Raw genomic sequence first — 22,061 nt, forward strand, 5'->3', positions numbered from 1 at the left:
GCCGATCAGTGATGATCGGCGTTTTTGTTTGTGCGCAATTTACTTCGCCAGCGCACCGCCCCCGTTCAAAGCGTCGAAGGAATCTCCTGCCGTGGCATAAAAAACCGCGCAAACAGTTCGGACTGCGATTTGATATTCAGCTTGCTGTAGATGTTGCGGCGGTGAACCTTGATGGTTTCCGTCGACAGCGACAGCTTGCCGGCGATCTCTTTGTTGGAGAACCCACTGAGCAGTAACTTGAGTACGTCCTTTTCACGTGCCGTTACTTGTGCTTCCAACTGAGTAAGTGCCTCAGCCCATGGGGCCGGCTCGGCAAGATTTTTTGCCGGGTCAGTTTCAAAGCCCATGCGTTGATGCATCATTGCCGTTACCCACGGCTTGATCATGTCCAATACCGTTATCTGCGCCTGGGTGAATCGCAGGTTGCTGCCAAACGACATGCACAGCGTTGTACCGGCATCGAGCCTTACATTGTATTGCGCCTCATCGACCGAGATGTATTGCGCGAAATATTGCTGGTAGTACTCGGTTTCCCGGAAGTGTTCCGGCGCAATGTCGAGCAGATGGAAGAACCCGCTCTGTGGGTTTTCTCGATCAGCGATATAAAACGGGTCCAGCAGATACAGGCCTTTCACATAGCGGTGAATAAAGGCGTCGATTTCTTCGCTGTCTGCTACTTCGGGCAGGCTGATCACACGCACTGCGTGGTCGCCAAAAACCAGCACCACCCAATTGTCTATCTGCACATATTCATTCAATACGCGAATCAACGAACTCCAGAACTCAGGGCGATTGAGCTGCATGATCAGTTTTCCAACCGATCGGTGCCAAGCCAGGCTATGAAGGTCAAGCGACATGTTCTACCCCTTTAGGGTTAGGGCTTTGCAGGCCAGAGCTAAGTACTTGTAGGTATTTACTATTCGTCGAGGCTCGGTATATTCACCCCGAGCTTACGATAGCCATGAGGGCGCGTCGTGTGGACAGGGATAGTCATATGAGTCGAGCACACTTGCGAGCTATTTTTTTAGCTTCGCTTATGGGCGCTGCAATCAGCACGCCCGCAGCCGCCGCTGAATCTTCGGTGTATCTGTATAACTGGTTCGGGTTTCTTGAACCGCAGACGCCCAAGCAATTCCAGCAGGAGACCGGCATCAAGCTGCATATGGATGCTTTCGACAGCGCCGAAATCATGCAGAGCAAGGTCATGGCTGGGCGCACCGGCTATGACCTGGTGGTGGCCACCTCCAATGTATTGCCGGGCTTGATCAAGGCCGGGGTGCTGCAGCCGCTGGATCGCGCGCAGTTGAGTAACCTTTCGCACATCGACCCTGACATCCTCTCCCTGCTGGCGGTCAATGACCCCGGTAACCGCTACGCCGTGCCCTATGTCTGGGGCACCACCGGCATTGGCTACGACGTGGATAAAGTCAAGGCGGCGCTGGGCGATGACGCCCCGGTGGACAGCTGGGACCTGATCTTCAAAGAAGAAAACATCAGCAAGCTCAAGTCTTGTGGCGTGGCCATGCTCGACTCCCCCAGCGAGATCATTTCCATTGCCTTGCACTACCTGGGGCTGCCCAGCAACAGTACCGATCCAGAGGATTACCAGAAGGCCCAGGCGCTGTTGTTGAAAATCCGCCCCTATGTGCTCTATTTCGATTCGTCCAGAATCGACACCGACCTGGCGGACGGCAATATCTGTGCAGTCGTCGGCTGGGCCAATGGTGCCCTGGCGGCGCAGGCGATTAATGAAAAGTCCAACAGTGGCCGCAAGATTGCCTACAGCCTGCCGCGCGAAGGCGCCTTGGTCTGGTCTGAAAACTGGGTGTTGCTCAAGGACGCTCGCCACCCAAAGGCAGCTCTGGCGTTCATCAACTACATGCTGCGGCCACAGGTGATAGCCAAGACATCCAACTACATGCTCTATCCCAACGCCAATAAAGACGCCACTGAGTTCGTCGAACAAAAGTTGCGGGATAATCCTTGGATCTATCCCGATAAAAAGACCATGGCCACACTGGTTCCGCTTGAGCCCTTGCCGCTGAAGGCGGAGCGCATTCGCACACGAGTCTGGACCAAGGTCAAAAGCGGTACGTGACGGGGACGAGGTCGGGGAGGGAGACAGCATGCGCCAGGGTGGTGATCAGCGCTATTTAGAGTCGGACGACTACAAGGCCTACAAAGAGATTGAAGAGCAGATCGGCCTGTGTACGCCAGAACAGGCCTGGGCCATGTACTACGTTTCGACGGGCATGGTGCGGGAAAACATTACCCTGGCGGTGATGGAGCACATTGGCCGGGGCAATCGTGCCCTGTTGCTTGAGTTTCCAGACCTGGTGCGAGTCGCAGGGCGTGACGCTGAGCCGGGTGAGATCGCCTCAAACTGGCCTCTGCTGCGAAGGCGTCGTCGATAAGTCTACTGTGCGTATCTCTGGATGGGCGAGGTGCAGGCGGTTGTAGGTTATTATTGTGAAGCTTGTAGGGAAAGTCTGTGTTTTTTGTAGGGTGGATGCCTTTTCGCCCTGTGCTCTCTACTCTGGCCACCCATTCTCCTTGTCCACTTCAGAGAACTGACCGGATGCTTCAACTCGATTTCTATTCAACCCTCGTTGCCGCTTCACTGGTGCTATTGCTGGGGCGCGGGCTTGTGGCTCGCATCGGCTTCTTACGTACCTACAACATTCCGGAACCCGTAGCCGGTGGCCTGTTGGTCGCCATGCTGCTCCTGGCGTTGCGCGGGTTTGCCGATATCGAAGTACGCTTCGATCCTTCATTGCAAACCCCCTTGATGCTGGCGTTCTTTGCCACCATCGGTTTGAACGCCGATTTTGCCAGCCTGAAGAAAGGCGGGCGGATCCTGGCGGTGTTTCTGCTGGTGGTAACGGGCTTGCTGGTGGTGCAAAACGCCATGGGTATCGCGCTGGCCTCGGCGCTCGGGCTTGACCCATTGATGGGCCTGCTTGCGGGTTCGGTGACCTTGTCCGGTGGGCATGGCACCGGTGCGGCCTGGGGCGCGGTGTTCAGTGAGCAGTATGGCGTGGCGTCTGCGTCTGAACTGGCGATTGCCTCGGCGACCTTTGGCCTGGTGCTCGGTGGCCTGATCGGCGGGCCCGTGGCGCGTTTTCTGATCAAGCGGGTCGAGGTGCCAGGTATTGGGCAACCGCAGTCGAGCCTGGCCAAGGGGTTCGAACAACCGAATGAAGAGCGCCTGATCACCGCGTTTTCGTTTATCGAGACCCTGGCGCTGGTGGCGATCAGTCTGCAGGGCGGCAACTTGTTGAATGCCGCCATCCAAGGCACCGCGTTCGAATTGCCGACGTTCGTGTGCGTATTGTTCGTCGGTGTGGTGCTGCGCAATGGGCTGTCGATGCTCGGCTGGCATCAGGTGTTCGAGCGCGAAGTCTCGGTGCTGGGCAATGTCAGTTTGTCGTTGTTCCTGGCGATGGCGCTGATGTCACTCAAGCTCTGGGACTTGGCGGCACTGGCTTTGCCGATTGTCATTCTGCTGGCCGCACAGGCATTGCTGATGGCGCTGTTCGCGATTTTCGTGACGTTCCGGGTGATGGGCCGCAACTACGATGCGGCGGTGCTGGCGGCAGGCCATTGCGGCTTCGGGCTTGGCGCAACGCCCACGGCGATTGCCAATATGCAGGCGGTAACGCAGCGCTTCGGGCCCTCGCAGATCGCGTTTCTGGTGGTGCCGATGGTGGGCGCGTTCTTCATCGATATCGCCAATGCGGTGGTGATCAAATTGTACCTGGCGCTGCCGTTCCTGGGGGCCGCTGGGTAAGTTTTTCAACGCCTGCCTACGGCGTTCATCGCCTGGGCCAGGCGCCGCGTGGCTTGCTGGATTTCATCCCGGTCGAGGGAGGCAAAGCCCAGGCGCAGCGCGTTTACCGGCTGGTCGTTGGGTGAAAACTGACGACCGCTGCGCACCACGACGCCGTGGTCCAATGCGGCGCTTGCCAACTTATCGACGTCTATTTCTTCCTCGAAACGTACCCATAGCGCCAAGCCCCCCTCGGGTTCGCGCACCTGTATGCGAGCGCCAAACGCCTGGTCCAGGCAGTCCTGCAGCACGGATCGGCGCGCCCGATATTCTTTCGACACGCGGCGCACATGCTTCTTCAACTCCCCGTCATTGATCAGGTCTGCCAGCATGGCTTGAGCGACCGCATCGGCATCGCCCAACATCAGCGCGGCATTGCGCTGCAGGGCTTCAATCACAGAGGTGGGCGCGACGATATAGCTGCAGCGGAACGTCGAGCCCAGCACTTTGGACAACGAGCCGATATACAGCACATGGCGTTGGGCGCGGTCACTGGCCAGCGGTAGGTAAGGGCGGCCACTGAAATGATATTCGTGGTCGTAGTCCTCTTCGATAATGCACAAATCATGCAGCGCGGCCAACGCCAGCAAGTGTTGCCGGCGGGCGGCATGCAGGCTCACGGTGGTGGGGAATTGGTGATGGGGCGTGAGGTAAATCATGCGCACCTTGTGCTCACGGCATAAGCGCTCGACCTGGTCGGTGCGGCAACCTTCATCGTCGATGTCGACCGTGACCAACTGAGCCCCGAGCTGACGGAAAATTTCCCAGGCCGGTGGGTAGCTCAAGCGTTCCACCAGTACCACGTCGCCGGGCTTGAGCAGCAGGCTGGCGCTCAGGTACAGGGACATCTGGGTGCCCTGGGTCAGGCAGATATTTTCGGCAGTGACCGTCAGCCCACGGTTGTTACGCAGCATCTCGGCCAGGGCACAGCGCAAATGATAGCCGGTGCCCTCACTCCCGTAACGCACGGTATTGGAGGCGAAACTGTTGCGCAATGCATGGCGATAGTAACGGTGCAAAACGGCCTGGGGCAGCAGGCGGTGGTCGCTGGTGCCGTTGTCGAAAAACAGCGCGCCGTGTCGATGCTCAAGCGCGACCACTTGGGCGTTATGGGTGAAATAGGGTACCGCTGGTTGGTGCAGTAACTGCGGTGCGAAAGACGGTTGTGTAACGCTGGGCAGTTGCGTGGGTGTCAACTGCGCATTGACGAAGGTGCCACGGCGCGGCTCGCTGATCAGCCAGCCCTTGGTCATGGCTTCTTCGTAGGCCAGGATCACCGTCTTGCGGTTGACGTCGAGCAAGTGTGCCATTTCCCGCGTGCCCGGCAGTAACGTCCCGGGCGGCAGGCGGCCTTCGAGGATGGCATTGACCAAGCCTTCGGCGATCTTGCGGTAAGTCGCCTGGCTTGCACCTTCTTCAAGCCGGAGCAGTGGACGCCATTTACGCATCTGGACCATCTGAAGTATCCAAATCTGGAGGTTTTAATGGGCCTAGTCTAGCGCAACAATCAAGCCTTACTTATCCCGAGGTCTTTATGAATAAACGTCATGTCATCGAACTGTCGCCCTCGGGGAAAACCTTTGAAGCGGGCGATGAACTCTTGCTCGACGCCATGCTCGCCAGCGGCTTGGCCGTGCCGTTCTCCTGCCGCCGTGGCGCCTGCGGTTCGTGCAAGGTGGTGGTCGCCGAAGGTGCGTACCGGGCCAAGCGCCTTGCGCCGGGTGCGCCGGCGCCTTCTTATCCTCTGGCAGCCAATGAAATGTTGTTATGCCAGAGCCACGCCTGCGGCGACATGCGCCTGCGTATTCCCGGCTGGTCGCTGGATACGCCCGCGCTGGTAGTGGCGGCGCAAGTGCATAGCAAGCGTGCGCTGGGCCCCGATGTGATCGAGTTGGTATTGATACCCGAAAGCCCAGTGGCGGTGCGGCCTGGTCAATACCTCAAGTTCCGCCTGGCGGACGCTGACACGCGCTGCTTTTCGGTTGCCAACCTGCCCGCCGATGATGAAGGGCGGTTGATCTTCCAGATTCGAAGGGTGAGTGGCGGGTACTTTTCCGAGGGTATCCTGGGTGATCTCGGCGCGGGTGAGCGTCTTCACGTGGAAGGGCCGTTTGGTGCCTGTACCTGGCAGGACGATGAGGCGGCGCCCGTGGTCCTATTTGCCACGGGCACTGGTTACGCGGGCATCAAGCCTATCCTACTGACCGCGCTCAAGCGCGATGTCGAAGTGACGTTGTATTGGGGTGGCGCGCAATCGGCGGACTTTTATGACAGCGCCTTCCTCGACCACGCGATGCTTGAGCATCCCCGTTTTCGCTGGCATCCCGTGCGGTCATCAGAGGGCAGGGTGCAGGAGGTTGCATCGGGTCACGGGCATCACTGGGAGCAGGTCCAGGTGTATGCGTGCGGTAATGGTGCAATGCTCAGCCAGGTGCGCACCCATTGCCTTGAAGCGGGGTTGGCTAGCCACCGGTTTATCGCGGAGGCGTTTGTTGCCAGTGGTCGGTCAAGTGCGGAAACGGTTTCCCTGTCGTTCGACCCGGTCTGGGAGAAAGTCGGCCCGCGTTATTCCTTGGACGGCATGTTGGCTGCGCGGGAAAAATCCATGCGTGCCCTGGGGGCCATTGCCAGCCAGTTGAAGATCGGCATGACCACCGGCGAGGCCCTTGAGATGGCCGCAAGGCAACTGCAGGCCATGGGCGCTTCGCACACCTGGCATCCGACCTACATTCGTTTTGGCGCCGACACTGTGCGCCCACCGCGCGAGGGTGTTGATCGTCAGCGCAGGCTGCGCGCTAATGACATTGCCGTGGTCGATCTTGGCCCGGTGTGGGATGGCTACGAAGGGGACTATGGCGATACGTTTGTGTTCGGCGATGCGCCGTTGCACCAGGCCTGCAAAACGGCCGTGCACGAAGTGTTTGATGAAACACGCCAGGCGTGGCTGCGTGGCCTGACTGGGCGTGAACTCTACGACTTTGCCGAGCAGAGCGCCCTGTCCAAAGGCTGGAGATTGGCACGCAACCTGGCAGGGCACCGCCTTGCAGATTTCCCCCATGCGTTGTTCGAGAGCAAAGTGTTGGCTGACCTGGAGATCCCACCGAGTGAAATGGCCTGGGTGCTGGAAATACAGCTGTGCCATCCCACGGAGCCGGTCGGTGGTTTCTTTGAAGACATGCTGATGTTGCAAGGCTGATGTTGCCAAGTTGTGTTTGGCGCGATAGCCCTGCAAAGCGAGATCTCACCCACACCGCCGATCTCCTGTGGGAGCTGTCGAGCTTTAGCGAGGCTGCGAAAGCGGTGGTTCAGGCGCTGAAGAGGGTGCCTGTGCCGCCGCCATCGCAGCCTCGCCGGGGCTCGACAGCTCCCACATTGGGGCGGTGTTGTTGTCGGGAGTTGTGCTTGGCTCGATGGCCCTGCAAGGCGGGATTCCACATACACAGCCGATCCCCTGTGGGAGCTGTCGAGCTTTAGCGAGGCTGCGATAGCGGTGGTTCAGGCGATGAAGAGGTTGACTGTGCCGGCGCCATCGCAGCCTCGCCGGGGCTCGACAGCTCCCACATTGGGGCGGTGTTGTTGTCGGGAGTTGTGTTTGGCTCGATGGCCCTGCAAAGCGTGATTCCACATACGCCGATCTCCCGAGCTTTAGCGAGGCTGCGAAAGCGGTTGTTCAGGCGCTAAAGAAGTTGCCTGTACCGCCGCCATCGCAGCCTCGCTGGGGCTTCAACTGGGTCAGAGCTTCGGCAATTGCCCGACGCGGCCCATCATTTCGGTGACGATCTGCAGGTCCAGCAAGAACTGTTCAACCGTCTTGAACTCACTGTCAGTGTGCCCGGTGTACTTCTCTTCCGGGCGGGCCAGGCCGAATTGCACGCCGTTGGGCAGGTCGTGCACCGAGGTTGCGCCGGCCGAGGTGCCGAACTTGTGCGCCATGCCCAGGTTTTCAGTGGCCACTGCCAGCAAGGCTTTTACCCATTCCCCTTCAGGGTTGCGGTACATCGGCGTGTCCAGCGAGTAAGTGAAGCTCACGTTGACCTTGGCGTTCTTGTCCCAGGTGTTCAGCTTCTGCTCGATTTGCGCCTTGAGCGCCTCCGGGGTTTTACCTTTCGGTGCGCGCAGGTTCACGGCCAGTTTGAAGGCTTTGTCATCCTGCCCCACAAACGTCAGCGAGGTGGTCAACGGCCCCATGAAATCATCCGCGTAGCCCACACCCAATTTGCCGCCCAGGTAATCCAGGCCCCAGTTGTCGGCGGCATACCGCGCGGCATCGGTGATGTGGTTGTGCTGGAGGGCGACCTTGCCGTCGAGGCTGTGGATCAGGTCCAGCATACGCGCCACCGGGTTGACCCCGGTTTCAGGCTCGGAGGAGTGAGCGGATACGCCGGTAACCGTGAGTTTGACGTCCTTGCCATCGACCTTGGCCGTCACCTGGAAATTGCCACCATTGCGCTTGGCATAGTCGTCACCGGCCTGTTGCAAGCTGGCGGCCAATTCGGCTGGCGTATCGCTGACCAGCGTGGCCACCGAGGCCGATGGAATCTGGTTGTTCGCCTTGCCGCCGGTCATCGCGATGATTTGCGCGCCTTTGCCTTCGCCCTTGCGCACCGGGAAGGTGGCCATGACCGTACCCGAGCCTTTCTCGGCGATCACCACCGGGTAACCGCCATCCAGCGCCAGGTTGTATTGCGGCACGGGATTGCGTTCGAAGTAGTAAGGAATGGCATCACCGGCGGTTTCTTCAGTGGTGTCCACCAGCAGCTTGAACGTGCGCGCCAATGGCAGTTTTTCTTCCTTGATGACTTTCATGGCGTACATCGTCACCACGATGCCGTTCTTGTCATCCTCGGTACCGCGGCCATACATGCGGTCGCCAATCAGCGTGACCTTGAACGGGTCGAGTTTGGTACCGTCTTGCAGCACCCAGTTTTCCGGAGTCACGGGCACCACATCGGCATGGGCATGCACACCCACGACGTCATCACCGCTGCCCTCCAGGGAAATTTCGTACACGCGATTATCGACGTTACGGAAGTTCAGGTTGAAGGACTTGGCCAAGGCCTCGATCTTCGCCGCGATCTTGAGGAATTCCGGGTTTTTATACTGTGGCAGGCCGTCCACGTTGAACGTGGGGATTTCCACGAGTTCGCGCAGGGTTTCGAGCGCGGCTTTGCCGTACTTCACGCGGGTATAAATGCCCAGCAGGCGATTGATCTCGTTCTGCTGCTCGGCGCTCAGGGTTTTGTTGCCCAGAAACGCGCTGATAGCAGGGCCGGTGTCAACCGATTTGCCCAGTTCGCTCTTGGCCAGGGTGCCGAGGAAACTGCGAAAATCGGTGGCCGAGTTCTCGCTGAAATGCTTCAGGATGGCTGCGCTTTGGTCTGCGGTGATGTTTGCGGATGCGGGAGTGGCAACTGCCGACAGGCTCGCGGCGAACAAGGTGGCAGCCACCAGTTTTTTCAGTGGAAAGTGCATGGTTAAAGGCATTCCTTTGCAGGTAGTGAGTAGGAGGTTTCTGACGGAAGAGTCAGAAACATTTCCACACACTACCATTACTCAGGTGCCCAAGGTCAATGCTGGCCAGGATGGGCCGCGGGATACTCCTCCGTCACGCTCAAGGCTCTAGCGTAAGGCCCATCCCACAGTTGTTCATGCAATTGGCCTACGCGCTTGGCCATCGCCTCACTGCGCATCACCACTTCCAGATTGCGCGAATTATCCAGGTAGCCGCCCAACCAATTGCTGGTGCCGACCCACGCCACTTGGCCGTCGATCTCCATGGTTTTGCTGTGGATCACCCGCGCATAAGGGATGAAGCCTTGCTTGGCTTCGGGCAGGGTGACGATCTTGATCTCGACATTGGGCAGTACCGCCAGGCTCTTGAGATAAGGCAGTTCCAGCGGGTCGGTGTTCCAGTTGGATACCATCAGCTTGATCAACACGCCACGGGCAGCAGCAGCGCGCACGGCGTTGTCGATCACCGCGTAGTACGGCCGGGTTCGATCCGGTCCGTAGGACAGCGGCGCGTAGTCGAGCAATTGCACGCGTACTTCTTTTTTGGCTTCGCCCAGCAGGCGCGGCAGTTCCAACTGTGAGTCGCCCACGCCGGGCGGGTTGTAGCGTTGCGGGCTGGCCACCAGGTAGTTGCCGGTACGTGCGGGTGCCGGGCCACTGGCGGGTAGCGGCACCGGTTGTTTACCCGCCAGCGCGGCCTGGGCTTGCCAGTCTTGCTCGAAGATCGCCTGCACCTGGCCCACCACCGTTTCGTCAGTGATGCGCAGCCCGGTTTCGTGGATATGCTCCAGGGCGCGCCAGTCGAAATTCTGACTGCCGACAAACGCCTGCTTGCCATCCACCAGCAGGTACTTGGCGTGGATGATGCCGCCGCTCAGTTGCCCGTAGGGCAGCACGCGCAAGGTCAGGTTGGGAATGGCGCGCAAGCGTTCCAGGGTGGCGGCATCCGACAGCTTGATGCCTTTTTCTTCGAGCAGGAAACGAATCTTCACGCCGCGTTTGCCGGCGGCTTCCAGGTGTTCAAGCACCGTGTTCATCACCGAACCAGGGTGGTCCGCGGCGTAGAACTGGCCGATATCAATGCGGCTTTTGGCGCCGTCGAACAGCTCGATCCATACCGGGCCGGGCTGGCGCAGATCGTCGGTGCCCAGGGCGGTGTCCACGGGTACGGTATGCACCAGTTCAAAGCCTGGAATGGAAAAGTCCGCCTGGGCCAGCGGACTGAGGAGCAAGCCGGTCAGGCCGGCGATACGCAACTTCATCGAAAGGGACATAAGCGTCTCATCGCACCAAAGGAAAAGGCGAGCGCCCAAGGCGCCCGCCCTGTAGGTCAAGCCGTGCGGCTGTGCAGCGGGGTGGGCACGCGATGGGGCACTTCATCCTGTGCGCGGGCACCGGTGGCGGCGCGGATCAACAGGATCTTCAACTGGTCGTTGATGCGCTCCAGGCTGTCTTGGAAGAAGTTGTGAAACACCACGCAAAACAGTGCGATGGCGATACCTAATCCCGTGGCGAACAACGCCGTCCCGATACCCCCGGAAATCTGCCCTGGGTCCGACACGCCCGCGGTGGCCAGTGCCTTGAAGGTGTCGATGATGCCGAGAATGGTGCCCAGCAGGCCCAGCAGCGGGGCGGCGGTGGTGATGGTCTCGATGATCCACAGGCTGCGGGCCAGTGGGGCGCGCGTCTTCAGGTACTGGGTATCGATTTCGTCGTCCAGGTCTTTGCGCGAACCGTGGGTTGCCTTCTGGGCCAGCACCGGCAAGATCATGTTCAGCGGCAGGCTGTCGCGACGGGTCAGGTTCTCCGGCAGGTCACGCTCGCTGTGCACATTGGCGCTCAGGGCGTCGATCAATGCGCGTGCCTGGCGGCGTACGTAGGCGAAGTAGATACCGCGTTCGATGGCGATGAAGATCGCAATGGCCATCGCCGCGTACATCACATAGAAGGTGACGTCGTGGAGCAGGTTCATATCCATGATGGTGTTCCTCTTGGGGTGAGTCTTAGAAATTCGCTTCCAGCGAAACCGTGACGGTGCGGTCCAGGCCGACGATGTACGCGGGGTCGCCATCGCGGAAACCGCTGTAGCTGGCCGCGTTGGTCTTGGTGGTGTACACGCCGTCCAGGTATTTCTTGTCGAACAGGTTGTCGACGTTCAGGCGCAGGGTCGCGTCCTTGACCACCTTCTTGTCCACCGGCAGGTAAATACCGGCGCCGAGGTTGAACACGGTGCGACCGGAAATCGCCTCGTCGTTGGTCAGGTCGCCGTAGAGCTTGCTGGTGTACTTGCCGCCGAAGGTGCCGTAGAAGCGCCCGTCGTCATAACCGATGTTGGCCGCCAGCATGTTCTTGGGCACGTTGGCGAACTGCTTGCCGCTGGTGGGCAGCACGATGGGTTTGCCGGCGTTGTAGACGGTCAGGTCATCCTGCTGCTCGGCCTTGGTGTAGGTGTAGGAGGTGTAGTAATTGAAGTGGTGGGGCAACTGGCCGCTCCACTCCAGCTCCAGGCCTTTGTTGACCACGGAGCCGGCGTTGATGTCGGCAAAGTCGCCGTTGATGTCCCGGGACGACACCTGGCGGTTCTTGAAGTCCATGTAGAACAGGGTGGCGGCCAGGCTCATGTCGTCGCCGCTGTAGCGCCAGCCCAGTTCATGGTTCCAGCTGGTTTCCGGCTCGGCGTCGATCGAGCCGGCGCCTTTGTCGTAGAGCACGTAGTTCTGCGGCACGCGCATGTTGCGCGACACGCTGTAGAACAACTGGTCACGCTCGTCCAGCTGGTATTTCAGGCCGGCGTTGGGCAGCAGTTTGTTGTAGGTCTGGTTACGTTTTTCCGGGCGTTCGTTGAGGCTGCCGTGGTTGGTGCCTTCACGCTCGACGTTCATGTAGGCCAGGCCTGCGATGAAGGTCCAGTCCGGGTTGATGTACCAGGTGTCCTGGGCCCAGACCTTTTGCGCTGGCGTCACGGTGAAACGGTCGCGGCCCTGCACGGTGTTGCCGTTGGCATCGACGATGGCGCTGTTGGAGTCCGGCCAGGTGTCCACTGGCTTGCCGTTGCTCTTGAGCGGAATGAACGGCTGGGTTTGACTCTGGCGTGCGCGCTCGTACCAGTAGCCGAATTGCAGGCTGTGGTCGCCAAGGTCCCAGGTCAGCTTGGTGGTGATACCCGGACGCCAGGTTTGCGTGCGTGAAGGGCGGTAGTACACGCCGCTGTTGGGTGTGCCGTCGGCGTTGTATTGGGCGGCCGTGGGCAGGTTGCCGAGGTCGAACACACCGCCCTGGTTGGAGCCACGGTTGAGGGCATAGCTGGATGAACCGACGCCGCTGCCATTGCCCCAGTAGTAATACGGGATCACGGACAGCGCGAGGTTATCGGCCAGTTTGAACTGGGTGTTGAGCACGGCGGTGAAGGTCTGGAACGGGTTCTGCGCCAGGGCGTAATAGCTGTTGTATCTGCCGTTGCTGCCCACGCTCGGGGTGGCAGGGTAAGGGTCGTACTTGCGGCCATATTGCTGGAACTGCGCCTTGGTCAACTGGCTATAACTGTTGTTGTCCTGCTCGTGGTACTTGAGGATCAGGTTGGCGGTGTTGCCATTGCCAGCGTCGAAAAAGCTGTTCCACTCCACCTTGTCCGCGCGTACCGCGCCCGAGCCGCGCCACATTTCACCTTCTGTGTGGGACACCGACAGCCAGTTGCTCAGGCCGTTGATTTCGCCGGTGTTGAGGCGGGCAAAAGTCTTGCGCGTGGCGTTGCTGCCGACGACCTGTTTGACGAAGGCACCGGTTTCCTTGGTCGGGCGAATCGTGACGATGCCAATGTTGCCGCCGCTGGAACCAATGTGCGGGCCGTCGGATTCCGCAGCGCCCTGGGTGACGAAGATCTGGTCGATGTTTTCCGGATCGCCCAGCAGGTTGGAATACAGCGCGTAGTTGCCCGAATCATTGATCGGCATGCCGTCCACCGACATGCCCACCTGGTCGGAGTTCATGCCGCGCATGGTGAAGCGAAAGCCCGACAGGCCAGTGTTGTCTTCACTGGAGATGTTCAAGCCCGGGGTGTACTTGAGCTTGTCGATGGCATTGCCGGTGGCCGCCTGTTTATCCAGTGCTTCCTTGGTTACCGTGGAGCGGCCCTTGATGCTTTCCTCCGGCACCATGTAACCGCCTCCTGCGGTCGCCTTGCCTTGTACCCCAATGGTGCCGACGTCACTGTCGCTGGTCTCTGCCATGACCATTGCCTGGGTCATGCTGGTCGCGGCCACTAGTGCCAGATGAATACGGGTGAACTTCATCACTGTCGTCCTGGTGTCGGGTGCTTATTGCACGCTGTAGTTGAAGGTGGCGGTGAAGCGCTGCTCATTGCGCCCCCCGAAGGCTTGCTCGGGGAACGGTTTGACTTGCTTGATGCGACGCAAGCTATTGGTGGCGGCCCGGTTGAGCAGCATGCTCGAGGCCTGGGTTTGTAAACCCGAGTCGAGGACACGGCCTTGACGGTCTACCAGCAACCACACCACCACCTCGCCGCTCGGGCGTTCGAGGGACGCCTGGCGCCCGGTGGGGTACTGCTTGTAGGTGTCCAGTTCGTTGCGCAAGCCTTTGAGGTAACCGCTTTCCAGGGCCTGGCCATCGACCTTCGGTGGCGCCGGTGGGGCAGGCGTCGGTGCCGCTTGGGTGACGACGGCCGGGGCTGGCTTGGCCGCCACCGGTGGCGGCGCCGGCACGGGCTTGGCGACCACGGGGGCAGGCTTGGGCACAGGTTTTGGCTTGGGTTCAGGTTTGGGTTTGGGCAGCGGCTTGGGCGGTGGCGGCGGGGGCGCCGGCTCGGCCTCTTCCTCTTCGATCATCGGCGGCGGCGGTTCTTGCTCCACCACCGGTTCCGGTATGACTTGCGGTTCCGGCTCGACCAAGGCCAATTCGACCGCCGACTCGTCATACACCGGCTCGACCTTCAATGTCTGGGACTGGATACCCAGTGCAATCAGCACCAAGGCGATCAGGGCCGGCACACTGCCCAGCAGCTGACGCACGCGAAACAGAGCGTACATGGTCAGGACTTACGCGTAGCAATGGACACGGAGGTGAAGCCACCCAGGCGCAGGGTGTCCATCACTTCCACCAGGCGCGAAACCTCCACGCCTTTATCGCTGTTGACGATGATCGTCGACTTGGTATCGGGCTTCTCGGCCGCCTTCAGCGCCGGCACCAGGGCCTCCACCGTCAGGTCCTTGCCGTCCAGTTGCAACTGGCCTTCCAGGCCCAGGGTGAGGATGAATTTGTTCTGCGGCTTGAGCTGCTGCGAACTGCTGGCGCTGGGCAATTGGGTCTTCATGCCGAGCGCGGGAATCACGTTCAGGCTCACCAGTACGAAAAACACCAGCAGGAACATCATCACGTCGATCATCGGGATCAGCTCGATGTGCGCCTTGCGTTTCTTGGGTTCGTCCCAGGTTCTCATTCCGTTACCCCGTCATTGAATTAGGGGCAAAACGCTAACAGCCAAAAATGACCGATTGGTTAACTTTAATTGACCGTTTAGAGGCTCTAGGACGCGTCTTTCAGAAAACTTACCGGCTAGTTTTCGGGCGTAATGAAACTGACACTCGGGGCCTCCATGCTTGAGAAATTTATCTTGAGAGCCGGCTCCCATGCCCACTGCACTGCCTCAATTGACGACCCCGCGACTGCTGTTACGCGCCCTGCATATGCACCAGGCGCAGGTGCTTTTCACGCTTGCCAACGGGCCGAAAATTGCCGACAACACGGCGAACATTCCATCGCCCTACACCCTGGAAACCGCCCAGGATTTTATTGCCGGGGCCGCCGACAAGTACCGCACTGGTGAACTGCTGAACCTGGGGATGCATGTGCGCGGCACCGACGAATTGGTCGGCATGGTCAGCCTGCGCATCAATGCTCGCCATCACTATGGGCACTTGGGTGGCTGGGTGGCGGCGCACTGCCGTAACCAGGGGTATGCGGCAGAAGCGGCGAGCGCGGTGATGGATTTCGGCTTCGAGGCGCTAGGGTTGCAGCGCGTGGGCAGCCAGTGTTTCGCGCGCAACAAGGAATCGGCGCGGGTCATGGAGAAGATCGGCCTGCGCTATGAAGGCTGCATGCACCAGGCGTTCCTGAAGAACGGCGTGTATGAGGACTTGCTCGGGTTTGCCAGCGTGCGTGATGACTGGGAGCGCTGCTTGTGAGCGGCGACGTCGACCACGGCCGACGCCGGGTCCTCGGCGGGTTGGTGGTCGCTACCGCCTTTTCCATCCTCAGCCCGTTTGCGCGCAGTGCCGGGGTGGATTATCCGTTCACCCTCGGCGTGGCTTCCGGCGACCCGTTGCCAGATGGCTTTGTGATCTGGACGCGCCTGGCGCCGTTGTTCAACGCCGCGGATGGCCGTGGCGGCCTGAGTCGCTCGGTGCCGGTGCGCTGGCGGGTGGCCAGCGATGCGGCGATGACGCGCATTGTGAAGCAGGGCGAAGTATTGGCGACGCCGCGTTTCGCTCATGCGGTGCATGTCGAGGTGGCGGGGCTGGCGGCAGATCGGCCGTATTGGTACCAGTTTGAAGGGCTCGGTGCGCAGAGCCCGGTGGGCCAGTCGCGCACGATGCCGCCGCTGCAGGCCATGGCCTCGGCCCGGCTGGGGTTTGTGTCCTGCTCGCATTGGGAGCGCGGTTACTTCAGCGCCTACCGACACCTTGCCGCCGAGCACCCGGACCTGGTGTTTTTCCTCGGTGATTACATCTACGACAGCTCCTATGCGGCGGAGTCGGGCAAGGTGTTTCGTTCTCACGGCAGCGGCAACGCGCAAAGCCTGAGTGATTACCGCAACCGCTACGCACTCTACAAGACTGATCCAGACCTGCAGGCCCTGCACGCCGCAGCCCCTAGCATCGTTACCTGGGACGACCACGAAGTACAGAATGACTACGCCAACCGCTGGTCCCAGGACCCGAAAGTGGCGGTGGCGCAGTTTCTCAAACAACGCGCGGCGGCTTATCAGGCGTTTTACGAACACATGCCCCTGCGTGCCAGCAGCGTGCCGAAGGGGCCGGACATGCGCATTTACCGGCGCGTGGATTACGGCCGGCTTGCGCGTTTCCATGTGCTCGACGGTCGCCAGTACCGTTCCGAGCAACCGTGCATCGCGGCCAATGGCAGCCACCAGGGGCATATTGTCACCACCCCTTGCAGCGACCTGCGTGACCCTGGCCGCACGTTGCTCGGCTGGCAGCAGGAAGCCTGGCTGGACCAGGGGTTTGCCCAGTCTGGAGCGCAATGGAATGTGATCGCACAAGACCTGCTGGTGGCGCCGCTGATGCAGCGTGACCTCACCAACCATAAGCTTGGCCGCTGGACCGATGGCTGGGATGGCTACATGGCGAACCGCTCACGGATGCTGGCGTCGATCGTGCGCAATCGCGTGAAGAACCCGGTGTTCTGGGGAGGGGATATTCATTCGTTCTGGGCCACCGACCTGCATGCCGACGCAGAAAGGCCAGACTCGGCGGTGGTCGCCACCGAGTTCGTCGGCTCGTCGGTCACCTCAGATGGCCCTCCCTACGACGCGTTCATGAAGATCATGCCGCTCAACCCCCATGTGAAGTTTTTCGACAGTCGCCAGCGTGGGTATGTGTCGGTGGAGTTGGCGGCCAATAGCATGTTGACGAATTTTCGTGCGATCAGTGATCCGCGTGACCCGGCGGCGACGGTGTCGACGTTGAAGTCGTTCGTGGTTGAGCCGAGCAGGGCGGGGGCGATTGCCGTGTAGCCTGTTTCTCTGGGGCGATCCAATGTGGGAGGGGGCTTGCCCCCGATAGCGGTGTGTCAGTCACTGCATCTGCTACTGCACTAACGCTTTCGCAGGCAAGCCAGCTCCCACAGGGGAACTGAGCTTAACTGAATGGCATTAAGGCAAGCCTCCTCCCGCATTGATTTCATAGCGCACCGAGAGCGCGCCTTTTTTCTCCGACAACGCCAGGATCGTTACCTGGCCCAGTTCGCTCAGCGCTTGGACATGAGTGCCACCACAGGCGTAAGCCGGTAATTCGCCGAAGCCGACTTCGCGGGTGCCATCTTCCAGCGTCATATAGCGGGGATAGTCGGCGGCGATCCATGTGTTGACCCACTGCTGGAGCGTCTGCGCATCCATGTCTTGCGCGGTCTGGCCACGGATAAAGGTGATCTTGCCTTCGCCGGGCCAGTGGTGAGCCTTGATCGGCATCCAGCCCAGGCGTTCGCCGGCATTGCCAATTAAGTGCCCCGCCGAATGCAGACGAGTGTGCAAGGCGCGCCGCTGTGCGTCGACTCGTGCAATGGCGGGTCCTGGTTCCAGGGGCTGGTCGACGTAGTGCACCACCTGTTCGGCTTCCTGCACGACCCGCAGTACCTGGCTATCGCCGAGCCAGCCGGTGTCGAACGGCTGGCCGCCGCCTTGGGGATGGAAAATGGTCGACTGCACAATCACGGCGAATTGCTCTTCGTGCGGGGTGCAACTGAGCACTTCCAGCTCGGCCGTCAGGTGGTCGTGGGTAAAAAACAGGCGCTCGGTCATTATTTACATCCGCATCAGGGTTCTGTGGGCAGTATAAATAGTGCGCAGATGGGTGATAATCCGCTCAATTATCAATGGACCTGTGCGTCATGAGCATCAATCTTCCTTTACCGTTATTGGGTGAAATGGCGATTTTCGTCAAGGTCGTGGAAACCGGCAGCTTCTCCGAAGCGGCGCGGCAACTCAGCGTTTCACCTTCGGCGGTGAGCCGCAGCATCTCGCGCCTGGAACAAGCCCTGGCCACGCGCCTGCTGCAACGCACCACGCGCAAGCTGCGCCTGAGCGAGGGCGGCGAGGAGGTGTTCAAGCGTTGCCAGGAGATGGTCAATGCGGCGCGCTCGGTGATGGAAATCAGTGGGCAATTTACCCATGAAGCCGAGGGGCTGGTGCGGGTTAGTGTGCCCAAGGCGGTGGGGCGATTTGTGGTGCACCCGCATATGCCGGAATTTTTGCGGCGCTATCCCAAGGTGGATGTGCAATTGATCCTGGAAGATAGGCATGTGGATTTGATCGACGACAACGTCGACTTGAGCATCCGCATCACCGACAGCCCACCGCCAGGCTTGGTCGGGCGCCAGCTGTTGCCCATCGAACATTTGTTGTGCGCGACGCCGCAATATCTGGCCGAGCACGGTACACCGAGCCATCCCCATGATCTGCTTGGGCACAGTTGCATTTATCTGGGTGAAACACCGGGAGATTCACGCTGGAAGTTTCGCCAGGCTGGCAAGGCGGTAACGGTCGGCGTACGCGGCCGGTATGCGGCGAACCACACCGGGGTGCGGCTGGAGGCGGCGTTGCAGCATGTCGGGATTGCCAGCTTGCCGTATTTCACCGCGCGGCATGCATTGGAAGCGGGGGAGTTGGTGCAGGTGTTGCCGGGGTGGGATTTTATTGCCTCGTACCATGGCGAGGCGTGGCTGCTGCATTCGCCCACACGGTACCTACCGCCGAAGTTGCGGGTGTTTATCGATTATCTGGTGGAGTGCATGGCCAAGGAGCCCACGCTGCGGCGGCGGTAGGAGCGCGGTTGCTCGTTCCCACGCTCTGCGTGGGAATGCCACCTTGGAAGCTCCGCGTCCTGCCTTTATGCCTGTGCACGGGTGACGCAGAGCGTCACAGGATAGGTTCCCACGCAGAGCGTAGGAACGAGCATAGTCGTCAGTGTTTGCTCTGGTCCTGAGGCATCGCCAGCAGCTGTTTTTCCTGGTTCCAGTCGAACGGTTCGTCGTTCTGTTCGGCTTCATAGCGACGTTCTTCCAGGGCCTGGTACAGGTCCAGTTCTTCGTCGGGCATGAAGTGCAGGCAGTCGCCGCCAAAGAACCACAGCAGGTCGCGGGGCACCAGGTGGGCGATTTGCGGGTAGCGCAGGATGACCTGGCTCATCAGGTCCTGGCCCAGGTACTGGCTTTCGATCGGGTCGATTGGCAACAGGGCGCGCAGTTCGTCGAAACGCTCCAGGAACAGCGAGTGGCTTTCCTCGGGTACCTGTTCGGCTTCGCCGACGGCAACCAGGATGCTGCGCAAGTGGTCGAGCAAGACGAGATGATCGGCAACGACGTTGGACACGAGATAAGGCCTCTAAAGCAAAAACGGGCGCGAGAGTATAAGCCTCTCGCGCCCGTTTTTATATGACCGCTCGACTCAGCGGACTTTACCTTCTGCCTGCATCAGCTCTTCCTTGCTGAAATCATCCACGTCGATCACCTTGCGTCGCGCCGCCTCGGCATCGCGCAGGGTTTGCGCCTCGGCCGGTTGCAGCACGCCGGCCTGCAGGGCCGCGTCGATGGCATGCTCGCCGGCAGCCGGCTTGACCTGGCCGCTTTTGAGCGCGCTGTGGAGTTTTTTCTGCAAGGGGTGGCTGGCACCGAGCAGGTCGTAGGCATGTTGCAGGGCGCCCACGGGATCTTCTGCTGATTGCGGGCGATAACAGCCGGCCAGCAATTCTTCCAGGGTCGGGTCGCCCTTGGCGCGGCCGATCACGGCTGCCACTTCGGCATCCAGCGCATCGGACGGGCCGGTATGACGACGCCCGAATGGGAACACGATCACCCGCAGCAGGCAGCCCAGCACCTTGTTCGGGAAGTTGCTCAGCAGCTCATCCAGTGCGCGTTCCGATTCGCCCAGGCTTTCTTCCATGGCCCAGGCAAACAGCGGCTCCAGATGGTCCGGCGAGTCCAGGTCGTGATAACGCTTGAGCGCCGCCGAGGCCAGGTACATGTGGCTCAGCACATCACCCAGGCGGGCGGACAGGCGTTCGCGGCGCTTGAGCTCGCCACCCAGCAACATCATGCTCAGGTCGGCCAGCAGGGCAAACGCAGCCGCCTGGCGGTTCAGGGCACGGAAGTAGCCCTGGCTCAACCGGTTGCCCGGGGCTTTTTCGAAGTGCCCGAAGCCCAGGTTCAGCACCAGGGTGCTGGCGGCGTTGCTGACGGCAAAGCCGATGTGTTGCATCAGCAGGCCGTCGAATTCCTTCAACGCCTGGTCATGGTCTTCGCGGCCGGCCAGGGCCATTTCCTTGAGCACGAAGGGGTGGCAGCGAATGGCGCCCTGGCCGAAGATCATCAGGTTACGCGAGAGGATATTGGCGCCTTCCACGGTGATGAAGATCGGTGCGCCTTGCCAGTTGCGGCCCAGGTAGTTGTTGGGGCCCATGATGATGCCCTTGCCGCCGTGCACGTCCATGGCGTGGCTGATGCACTCACGGCCACGCTCGGTCAGGTGGTACTTGAGGATCGCCGACAACACCGACGGCTTCTCGCCCAGGTCCACGGCGTTGGCGGTGAGCATGCGCGCACTGTCCATCAGCCAGGCGTTGCCACCGATGCGTGCCAGGGCTTCCTGGATCCCTTCGAAGGCCGACAGCGGTACGTTGAACTGTTCGCGCACCTGGGCGTATTGGCCGGTCACCAGGCTGGTGAACTTGGCAGCGCCAGTGCCGACGGCGGGCAGCGAGATCGAACGGCCGACCGACAGGCAGTTCATCAACATCATCCAGCCCTTGCCGAGCATCTCCTGGCCACCGATCAGGTATTCCAGAGGGATAAACACATCCTTGCCGGAGTTGGGGCCGTTCATGAAGGCGGCGCCAAGCGGCAGGTGACGACGGCCGATTTCCACGCCAGGGGTGTCGGTAGGAATCAACGCGAGGCTGATGCCCAGGTCCTCTTCCTCACCCAGCAGGTGGTCTGGGTCATAAGCCTTGAAGGCCAGACCGAGCAAGGTCGCGACCGGGCCGAGGGTGATGTAGCGCTTTTCCCAGTTCAGGCGCAGGCCGAGGGTTTCCTTGCCTTCCCATTCCCCTTTGCAGATCACCCCGGTGTCGGGCATGGCGCCCGCATCGGAGCCGGCCAGCGGGCCGGTGAGGGCGAAGCACGGAATGTCGTCGCCGCGGGCCAGGCGCGGCAGGTAGTGGTTACGTTGTTCGTCGGTGCCGTAGTGCAGCAGCAGTTCGGCGGGGCCGAGGGAGTTGGGGACCATCACGGTGGAGGCCAGGTCACCGCTGCGGGTCGCGAGCTTCATGGCAACCTGGGAGTGGGCATAGGCGGAGAAGCCCTTGCCACCGTACTCCTTGGGAATGATCAGGGCGAAGAAACCATGGGTCTTGATGTGTTCCCAGGCTTGCGGCGGCAGGTCCATGGCCTGGCCGATTTCCCAGTCGCTGACCATGGCGCAGAGTTCTTCGGTGGGGCCGTCGATGAACGCCTGCTCTTCCTCGGTCAATTGCGCCTTGGGGTAGGCCAGCAATTTGTCCCAGTCGGGGCGGCCACTGAACAGTTCGCCATCCCACCATACGGTACCGGCATCGATCGCATCGCGCTCGGTCTCGGACATCGGCGGCAGCACTTTCTGGAACCAGCTGAACAGCGGCTTGGTGAAGTATTGGCGGCGCAGGTCGGGCAGCAACAAAGGCGCGGCCACCACGGCCAGGAGCACCCAGAAGATCAGCAGCAGCCAACCCGGTGCGTGGCTCCAGGCGCCCATCGCCAGCAGGTAGACGGCGACCACGCCCAGGGCGGGCAGGGGGGCAGTACGGCGGTGTGCCAGGTAGGCAATGCCGACCACCAGCACCAGTATCCACAACAACAGCATATTCAATCCTCCGTGAACCAGGGGCGAAACCACCAGGGAGCTTAGTCGGCATCCGAACAAGCCGGGTGATCAGGGTGT

General features: G+C 60.7%; 18 protein-coding genes. 7 read left to right on the forward strand and 11 right to left on the reverse strand.

Going from position 1 to position 22,061, the window contains the following annotated elements; genetic code table 11:
• Positions 1-65: 65 nt before the first annotated feature.
• Positions 66-857, reverse strand: coding sequence for a LuxR C-terminal-related transcriptional regulator (locus AB9N64_RS27435; RefSeq protein WP_014717763.1), 792 nt, complete (start codon positions 855-857; stop codon positions 66-68).
• Positions 858-994: 137 nt separating this feature from the next.
• Between AB9N64_RS27435 and AB9N64_RS27440 the strand changes: the two genes are divergently transcribed.
• From AB9N64_RS27440 to gltS, 3 genes are all read left to right on the forward strand, one after another.
• Entirely contained in the window at positions 995-2,098 is a 1,104-nt protein-coding gene (locus tag AB9N64_RS27440; protein ID WP_014717764.1) for a polyamine ABC transporter substrate-binding protein, read from the forward strand.
• Positions 2,099-2,126: 28 nt separating this feature from the next.
• Positions 2,127-2,414 (forward strand): hypothetical protein, encoded by a 288-nt coding sequence (locus AB9N64_RS27445; protein WP_014717765.1) that lies wholly within the window; start codon positions 2,127-2,129, stop codon positions 2,412-2,414.
• Positions 2,415-2,578: 164 nt separating this feature from the next.
• Complete coding sequence (gltS, locus tag AB9N64_RS27450) at positions 2,579-3,790, forward strand: sodium/glutamate symporter (RefSeq protein ID WP_014717766.1); 1,212 nt, start codon at positions 2,579-2,581, stop codon at positions 3,788-3,790.
• Between the two features lie 5 nt (positions 3,791-3,795).
• Here the strand turns inward: gltS and AB9N64_RS27455 are convergent, their stop codons facing one another.
• Positions 3,796-5,286, reverse strand: coding sequence for a PLP-dependent aminotransferase family protein (locus tag AB9N64_RS27455; protein ID WP_019816690.1), 1,491 nt, complete (start codon positions 5,284-5,286; stop codon positions 3,796-3,798).
• Positions 5,287-5,363: 77 nt separating this feature from the next.
• Here AB9N64_RS27455 and AB9N64_RS27460 point away from each other — a divergent pair, with 77 nt between their 5' ends.
• Positions 5,364-7,025, forward strand: a complete 1,662-nt coding sequence (locus AB9N64_RS27460) for a M24 family metallopeptidase (protein WP_019816689.1) — start codon at positions 5,364-5,366, stop codon at positions 7,023-7,025.
• A 536-nt stretch (positions 7,026-7,561) separates the two neighbouring features.
• Here the strand turns inward: AB9N64_RS27460 and AB9N64_RS27465 are convergent.
• The 6 genes from AB9N64_RS27465 to AB9N64_RS27490 all read right to left on the reverse strand — a co-directional run bounded on the left by AB9N64_RS27465 (position 7,562) and on the right by AB9N64_RS27490 (position 14,792).
• Complete coding sequence (locus AB9N64_RS27465; RefSeq protein WP_371359807.1) at positions 7,562-9,301, reverse strand: dipeptidase; 1,740 nt, start codon at positions 9,299-9,301, stop codon at positions 7,562-7,564.
• A 95-nt stretch (positions 9,302-9,396) separates the two neighbouring features.
• Complete coding sequence (locus AB9N64_RS27470; RefSeq protein ID WP_014717770.1) at positions 9,397-10,614, reverse strand: phospholipase D-like domain-containing protein; 1,218 nt, start codon at positions 10,612-10,614, stop codon at positions 9,397-9,399.
• Between the two features lie 56 nt (positions 10,615-10,670).
• Positions 10,671-11,318 carry a MotA/TolQ/ExbB proton channel family protein gene (locus AB9N64_RS27475; protein ID WP_019816688.1) on the reverse strand — a complete coding sequence of 216 codons (648 nt, stop codon included), beginning with the start codon at positions 11,316-11,318 and terminating at the stop codon, positions 10,671-10,673.
• 25 nt (positions 11,319-11,343) lie between these two features.
• Positions 11,344-13,629 carry a TonB-dependent receptor gene (locus AB9N64_RS27480; protein ID WP_019816687.1) on the reverse strand — a complete coding sequence of 762 codons (2,286 nt, stop codon included), beginning with the start codon at positions 13,627-13,629 and terminating at the stop codon, positions 11,344-11,346.
• 24 nt (positions 13,630-13,653) lie between these two features.
• Positions 13,654-14,382 (reverse strand): energy transducer TonB, encoded by a 729-nt coding sequence (locus AB9N64_RS27485; RefSeq protein ID WP_074059220.1) that lies wholly within the window; start codon positions 14,380-14,382, stop codon positions 13,654-13,656.
• A gap of 2 nt (positions 14,383-14,384) precedes the next feature.
• Positions 14,385-14,792, reverse strand: a complete 408-nt coding sequence (locus tag AB9N64_RS27490) for a biopolymer transporter ExbD (RefSeq protein ID WP_014717774.1) — start codon at positions 14,790-14,792, stop codon at positions 14,385-14,387.
• 190 nt (positions 14,793-14,982) lie between these two features.
• Between AB9N64_RS27490 and AB9N64_RS27495 the strand changes: the two genes are divergently transcribed.
• Together AB9N64_RS27495 and AB9N64_RS27500 are read left to right on the forward strand one after the other, a co-directional pair.
• A complete protein-coding gene (locus tag AB9N64_RS27495) occupies positions 14,983-15,537 on the forward strand; it encodes a GNAT family N-acetyltransferase (protein ID WP_014717775.1) in 555 nt (184 codons plus the stop codon).
• Positions 15,534-17,108, forward strand: a complete 1,575-nt coding sequence (locus tag AB9N64_RS27500) for an alkaline phosphatase (RefSeq protein ID WP_371359808.1) — start codon at positions 15,534-15,536, stop codon at positions 17,106-17,108. Before AB9N64_RS27495 ends, AB9N64_RS27500 begins: the two co-directional genes overlap by 4 nt.
• Positions 17,109-17,246: 138 nt before the next feature.
• Here AB9N64_RS27500 and AB9N64_RS27505 read toward each other — a convergent pair whose 3' ends face one another.
• Positions 17,247-17,891 carry a hypothetical protein gene (locus AB9N64_RS27505; RefSeq protein WP_019817272.1) on the reverse strand — a complete coding sequence of 215 codons (645 nt, stop codon included), beginning with the start codon at positions 17,889-17,891 and terminating at the stop codon, positions 17,247-17,249.
• Positions 17,892-17,980: 89 nt separating this feature from the next.
• On the opposite strand from AB9N64_RS27505, the gene AB9N64_RS27510 reads away from it, so the two are divergent.
• A complete protein-coding gene (locus AB9N64_RS27510) occupies positions 17,981-18,913 on the forward strand; it encodes a LysR family transcriptional regulator (RefSeq protein WP_014717778.1) in 933 nt (310 codons plus the stop codon).
• Positions 18,914-19,052: 139 nt separating this feature from the next.
• Here the strand turns inward: AB9N64_RS27510 and AB9N64_RS27515 are convergent, their stop codons facing one another.
• Positions 19,053-19,460, reverse strand: a complete 408-nt coding sequence (locus AB9N64_RS27515) for a PA2817 family protein (RefSeq protein ID WP_003190109.1) — start codon at positions 19,458-19,460, stop codon at positions 19,053-19,055.
• Between the two features lie 75 nt (positions 19,461-19,535).
• Complete coding sequence (locus tag AB9N64_RS27520) at positions 19,536-21,983, reverse strand: acyl-CoA dehydrogenase (RefSeq protein WP_014717779.1); 2,448 nt, start codon at positions 21,981-21,983, stop codon at positions 19,536-19,538.
• Positions 21,984-22,061 lie beyond the last annotated feature (78 nt).

The organism is Pseudomonas sp. KT_2_4 (assembly GCF_041410225.1).
GTDB classification, from domain to species: Bacteria; Pseudomonadota; Gammaproteobacteria; order Pseudomonadales; family Pseudomonadaceae; genus Aquipseudomonas; species Aquipseudomonas paracarnis.

Bases quoted from the DNA above. Each gene is read 5' to 3' on its own strand.
- AB9N64_RS27435 (WP_014717763.1), bottom strand. From the start codon at position 857: ATGTCGCTTGACCTTCATAGCCTGGCTTGGCACCGATCGGTTGGAAAA.
- AB9N64_RS27440 (WP_014717764.1), top strand. From the start codon at position 995: ATGAGTCGAGCACACTTGCGAGCTATTTTTTTAGCTTCGCTTATGGGC.
- AB9N64_RS27445 (WP_014717765.1), top strand. From the start codon at position 2,127: ATGCGCCAGGGTGGTGATCAGCGCTATTTAGAGTCGGACGACTACAAG.
- gltS (WP_014717766.1), top strand. From the start codon at position 2,579: ATGCTTCAACTCGATTTCTATTCAACCCTCGTTGCCGCTTCACTGGTG.
- AB9N64_RS27455 (WP_019816690.1), bottom strand. From the start codon at position 5,286: ATGGTCCAGATGCGTAAATGGCGTCCACTGCTCCGGCTTGAAGAAGGT.
- AB9N64_RS27460 (WP_019816689.1), top strand. From the start codon at position 5,364: ATGAATAAACGTCATGTCATCGAACTGTCGCCCTCGGGGAAAACCTTT.
- AB9N64_RS27465 (WP_371359807.1), bottom strand. From the start codon at position 9,301: ATGCACTTTCCACTGAAAAAACTGGTGGCTGCCACCTTGTTCGCCGCG.
- AB9N64_RS27470 (WP_014717770.1), bottom strand. From the start codon at position 10,614: ATGTCCCTTTCGATGAAGTTGCGTATCGCCGGCCTGACCGGCTTGCTC.
- AB9N64_RS27475 (WP_019816688.1), bottom strand. From the start codon at position 11,318: ATGGATATGAACCTGCTCCACGACGTCACCTTCTATGTGATGTACGCG.
- AB9N64_RS27480 (WP_019816687.1), bottom strand. From the start codon at position 13,629: ATGAAGTTCACCCGTATTCATCTGGCACTAGTGGCCGCGACCAGCATG.
- AB9N64_RS27485 (WP_074059220.1), bottom strand. From the start codon at position 14,382: ATGTACGCTCTGTTTCGCGTGCGTCAGCTGCTGGGCAGTGTGCCGGCC.
- AB9N64_RS27490 (WP_014717774.1), bottom strand. From the start codon at position 14,792: ATGAGAACCTGGGACGAACCCAAGAAACGCAAGGCGCACATCGAGCTG.
- AB9N64_RS27495 (WP_014717775.1), top strand. From the start codon at position 14,983: ATGCCCACTGCACTGCCTCAATTGACGACCCCGCGACTGCTGTTACGC.
- AB9N64_RS27505 (WP_019817272.1), bottom strand. From the start codon at position 17,891: ATGACCGAGCGCCTGTTTTTTACCCACGACCACCTGACGGCCGAGCTG.
- AB9N64_RS27510 (WP_014717778.1), top strand. From the start codon at position 17,981: ATGAGCATCAATCTTCCTTTACCGTTATTGGGTGAAATGGCGATTTTC.
- AB9N64_RS27520 (WP_014717779.1), bottom strand. From the start codon at position 21,983: ATGCTGTTGTTGTGGATACTGGTGCTGGTGGTCGGCATTGCCTACCTG.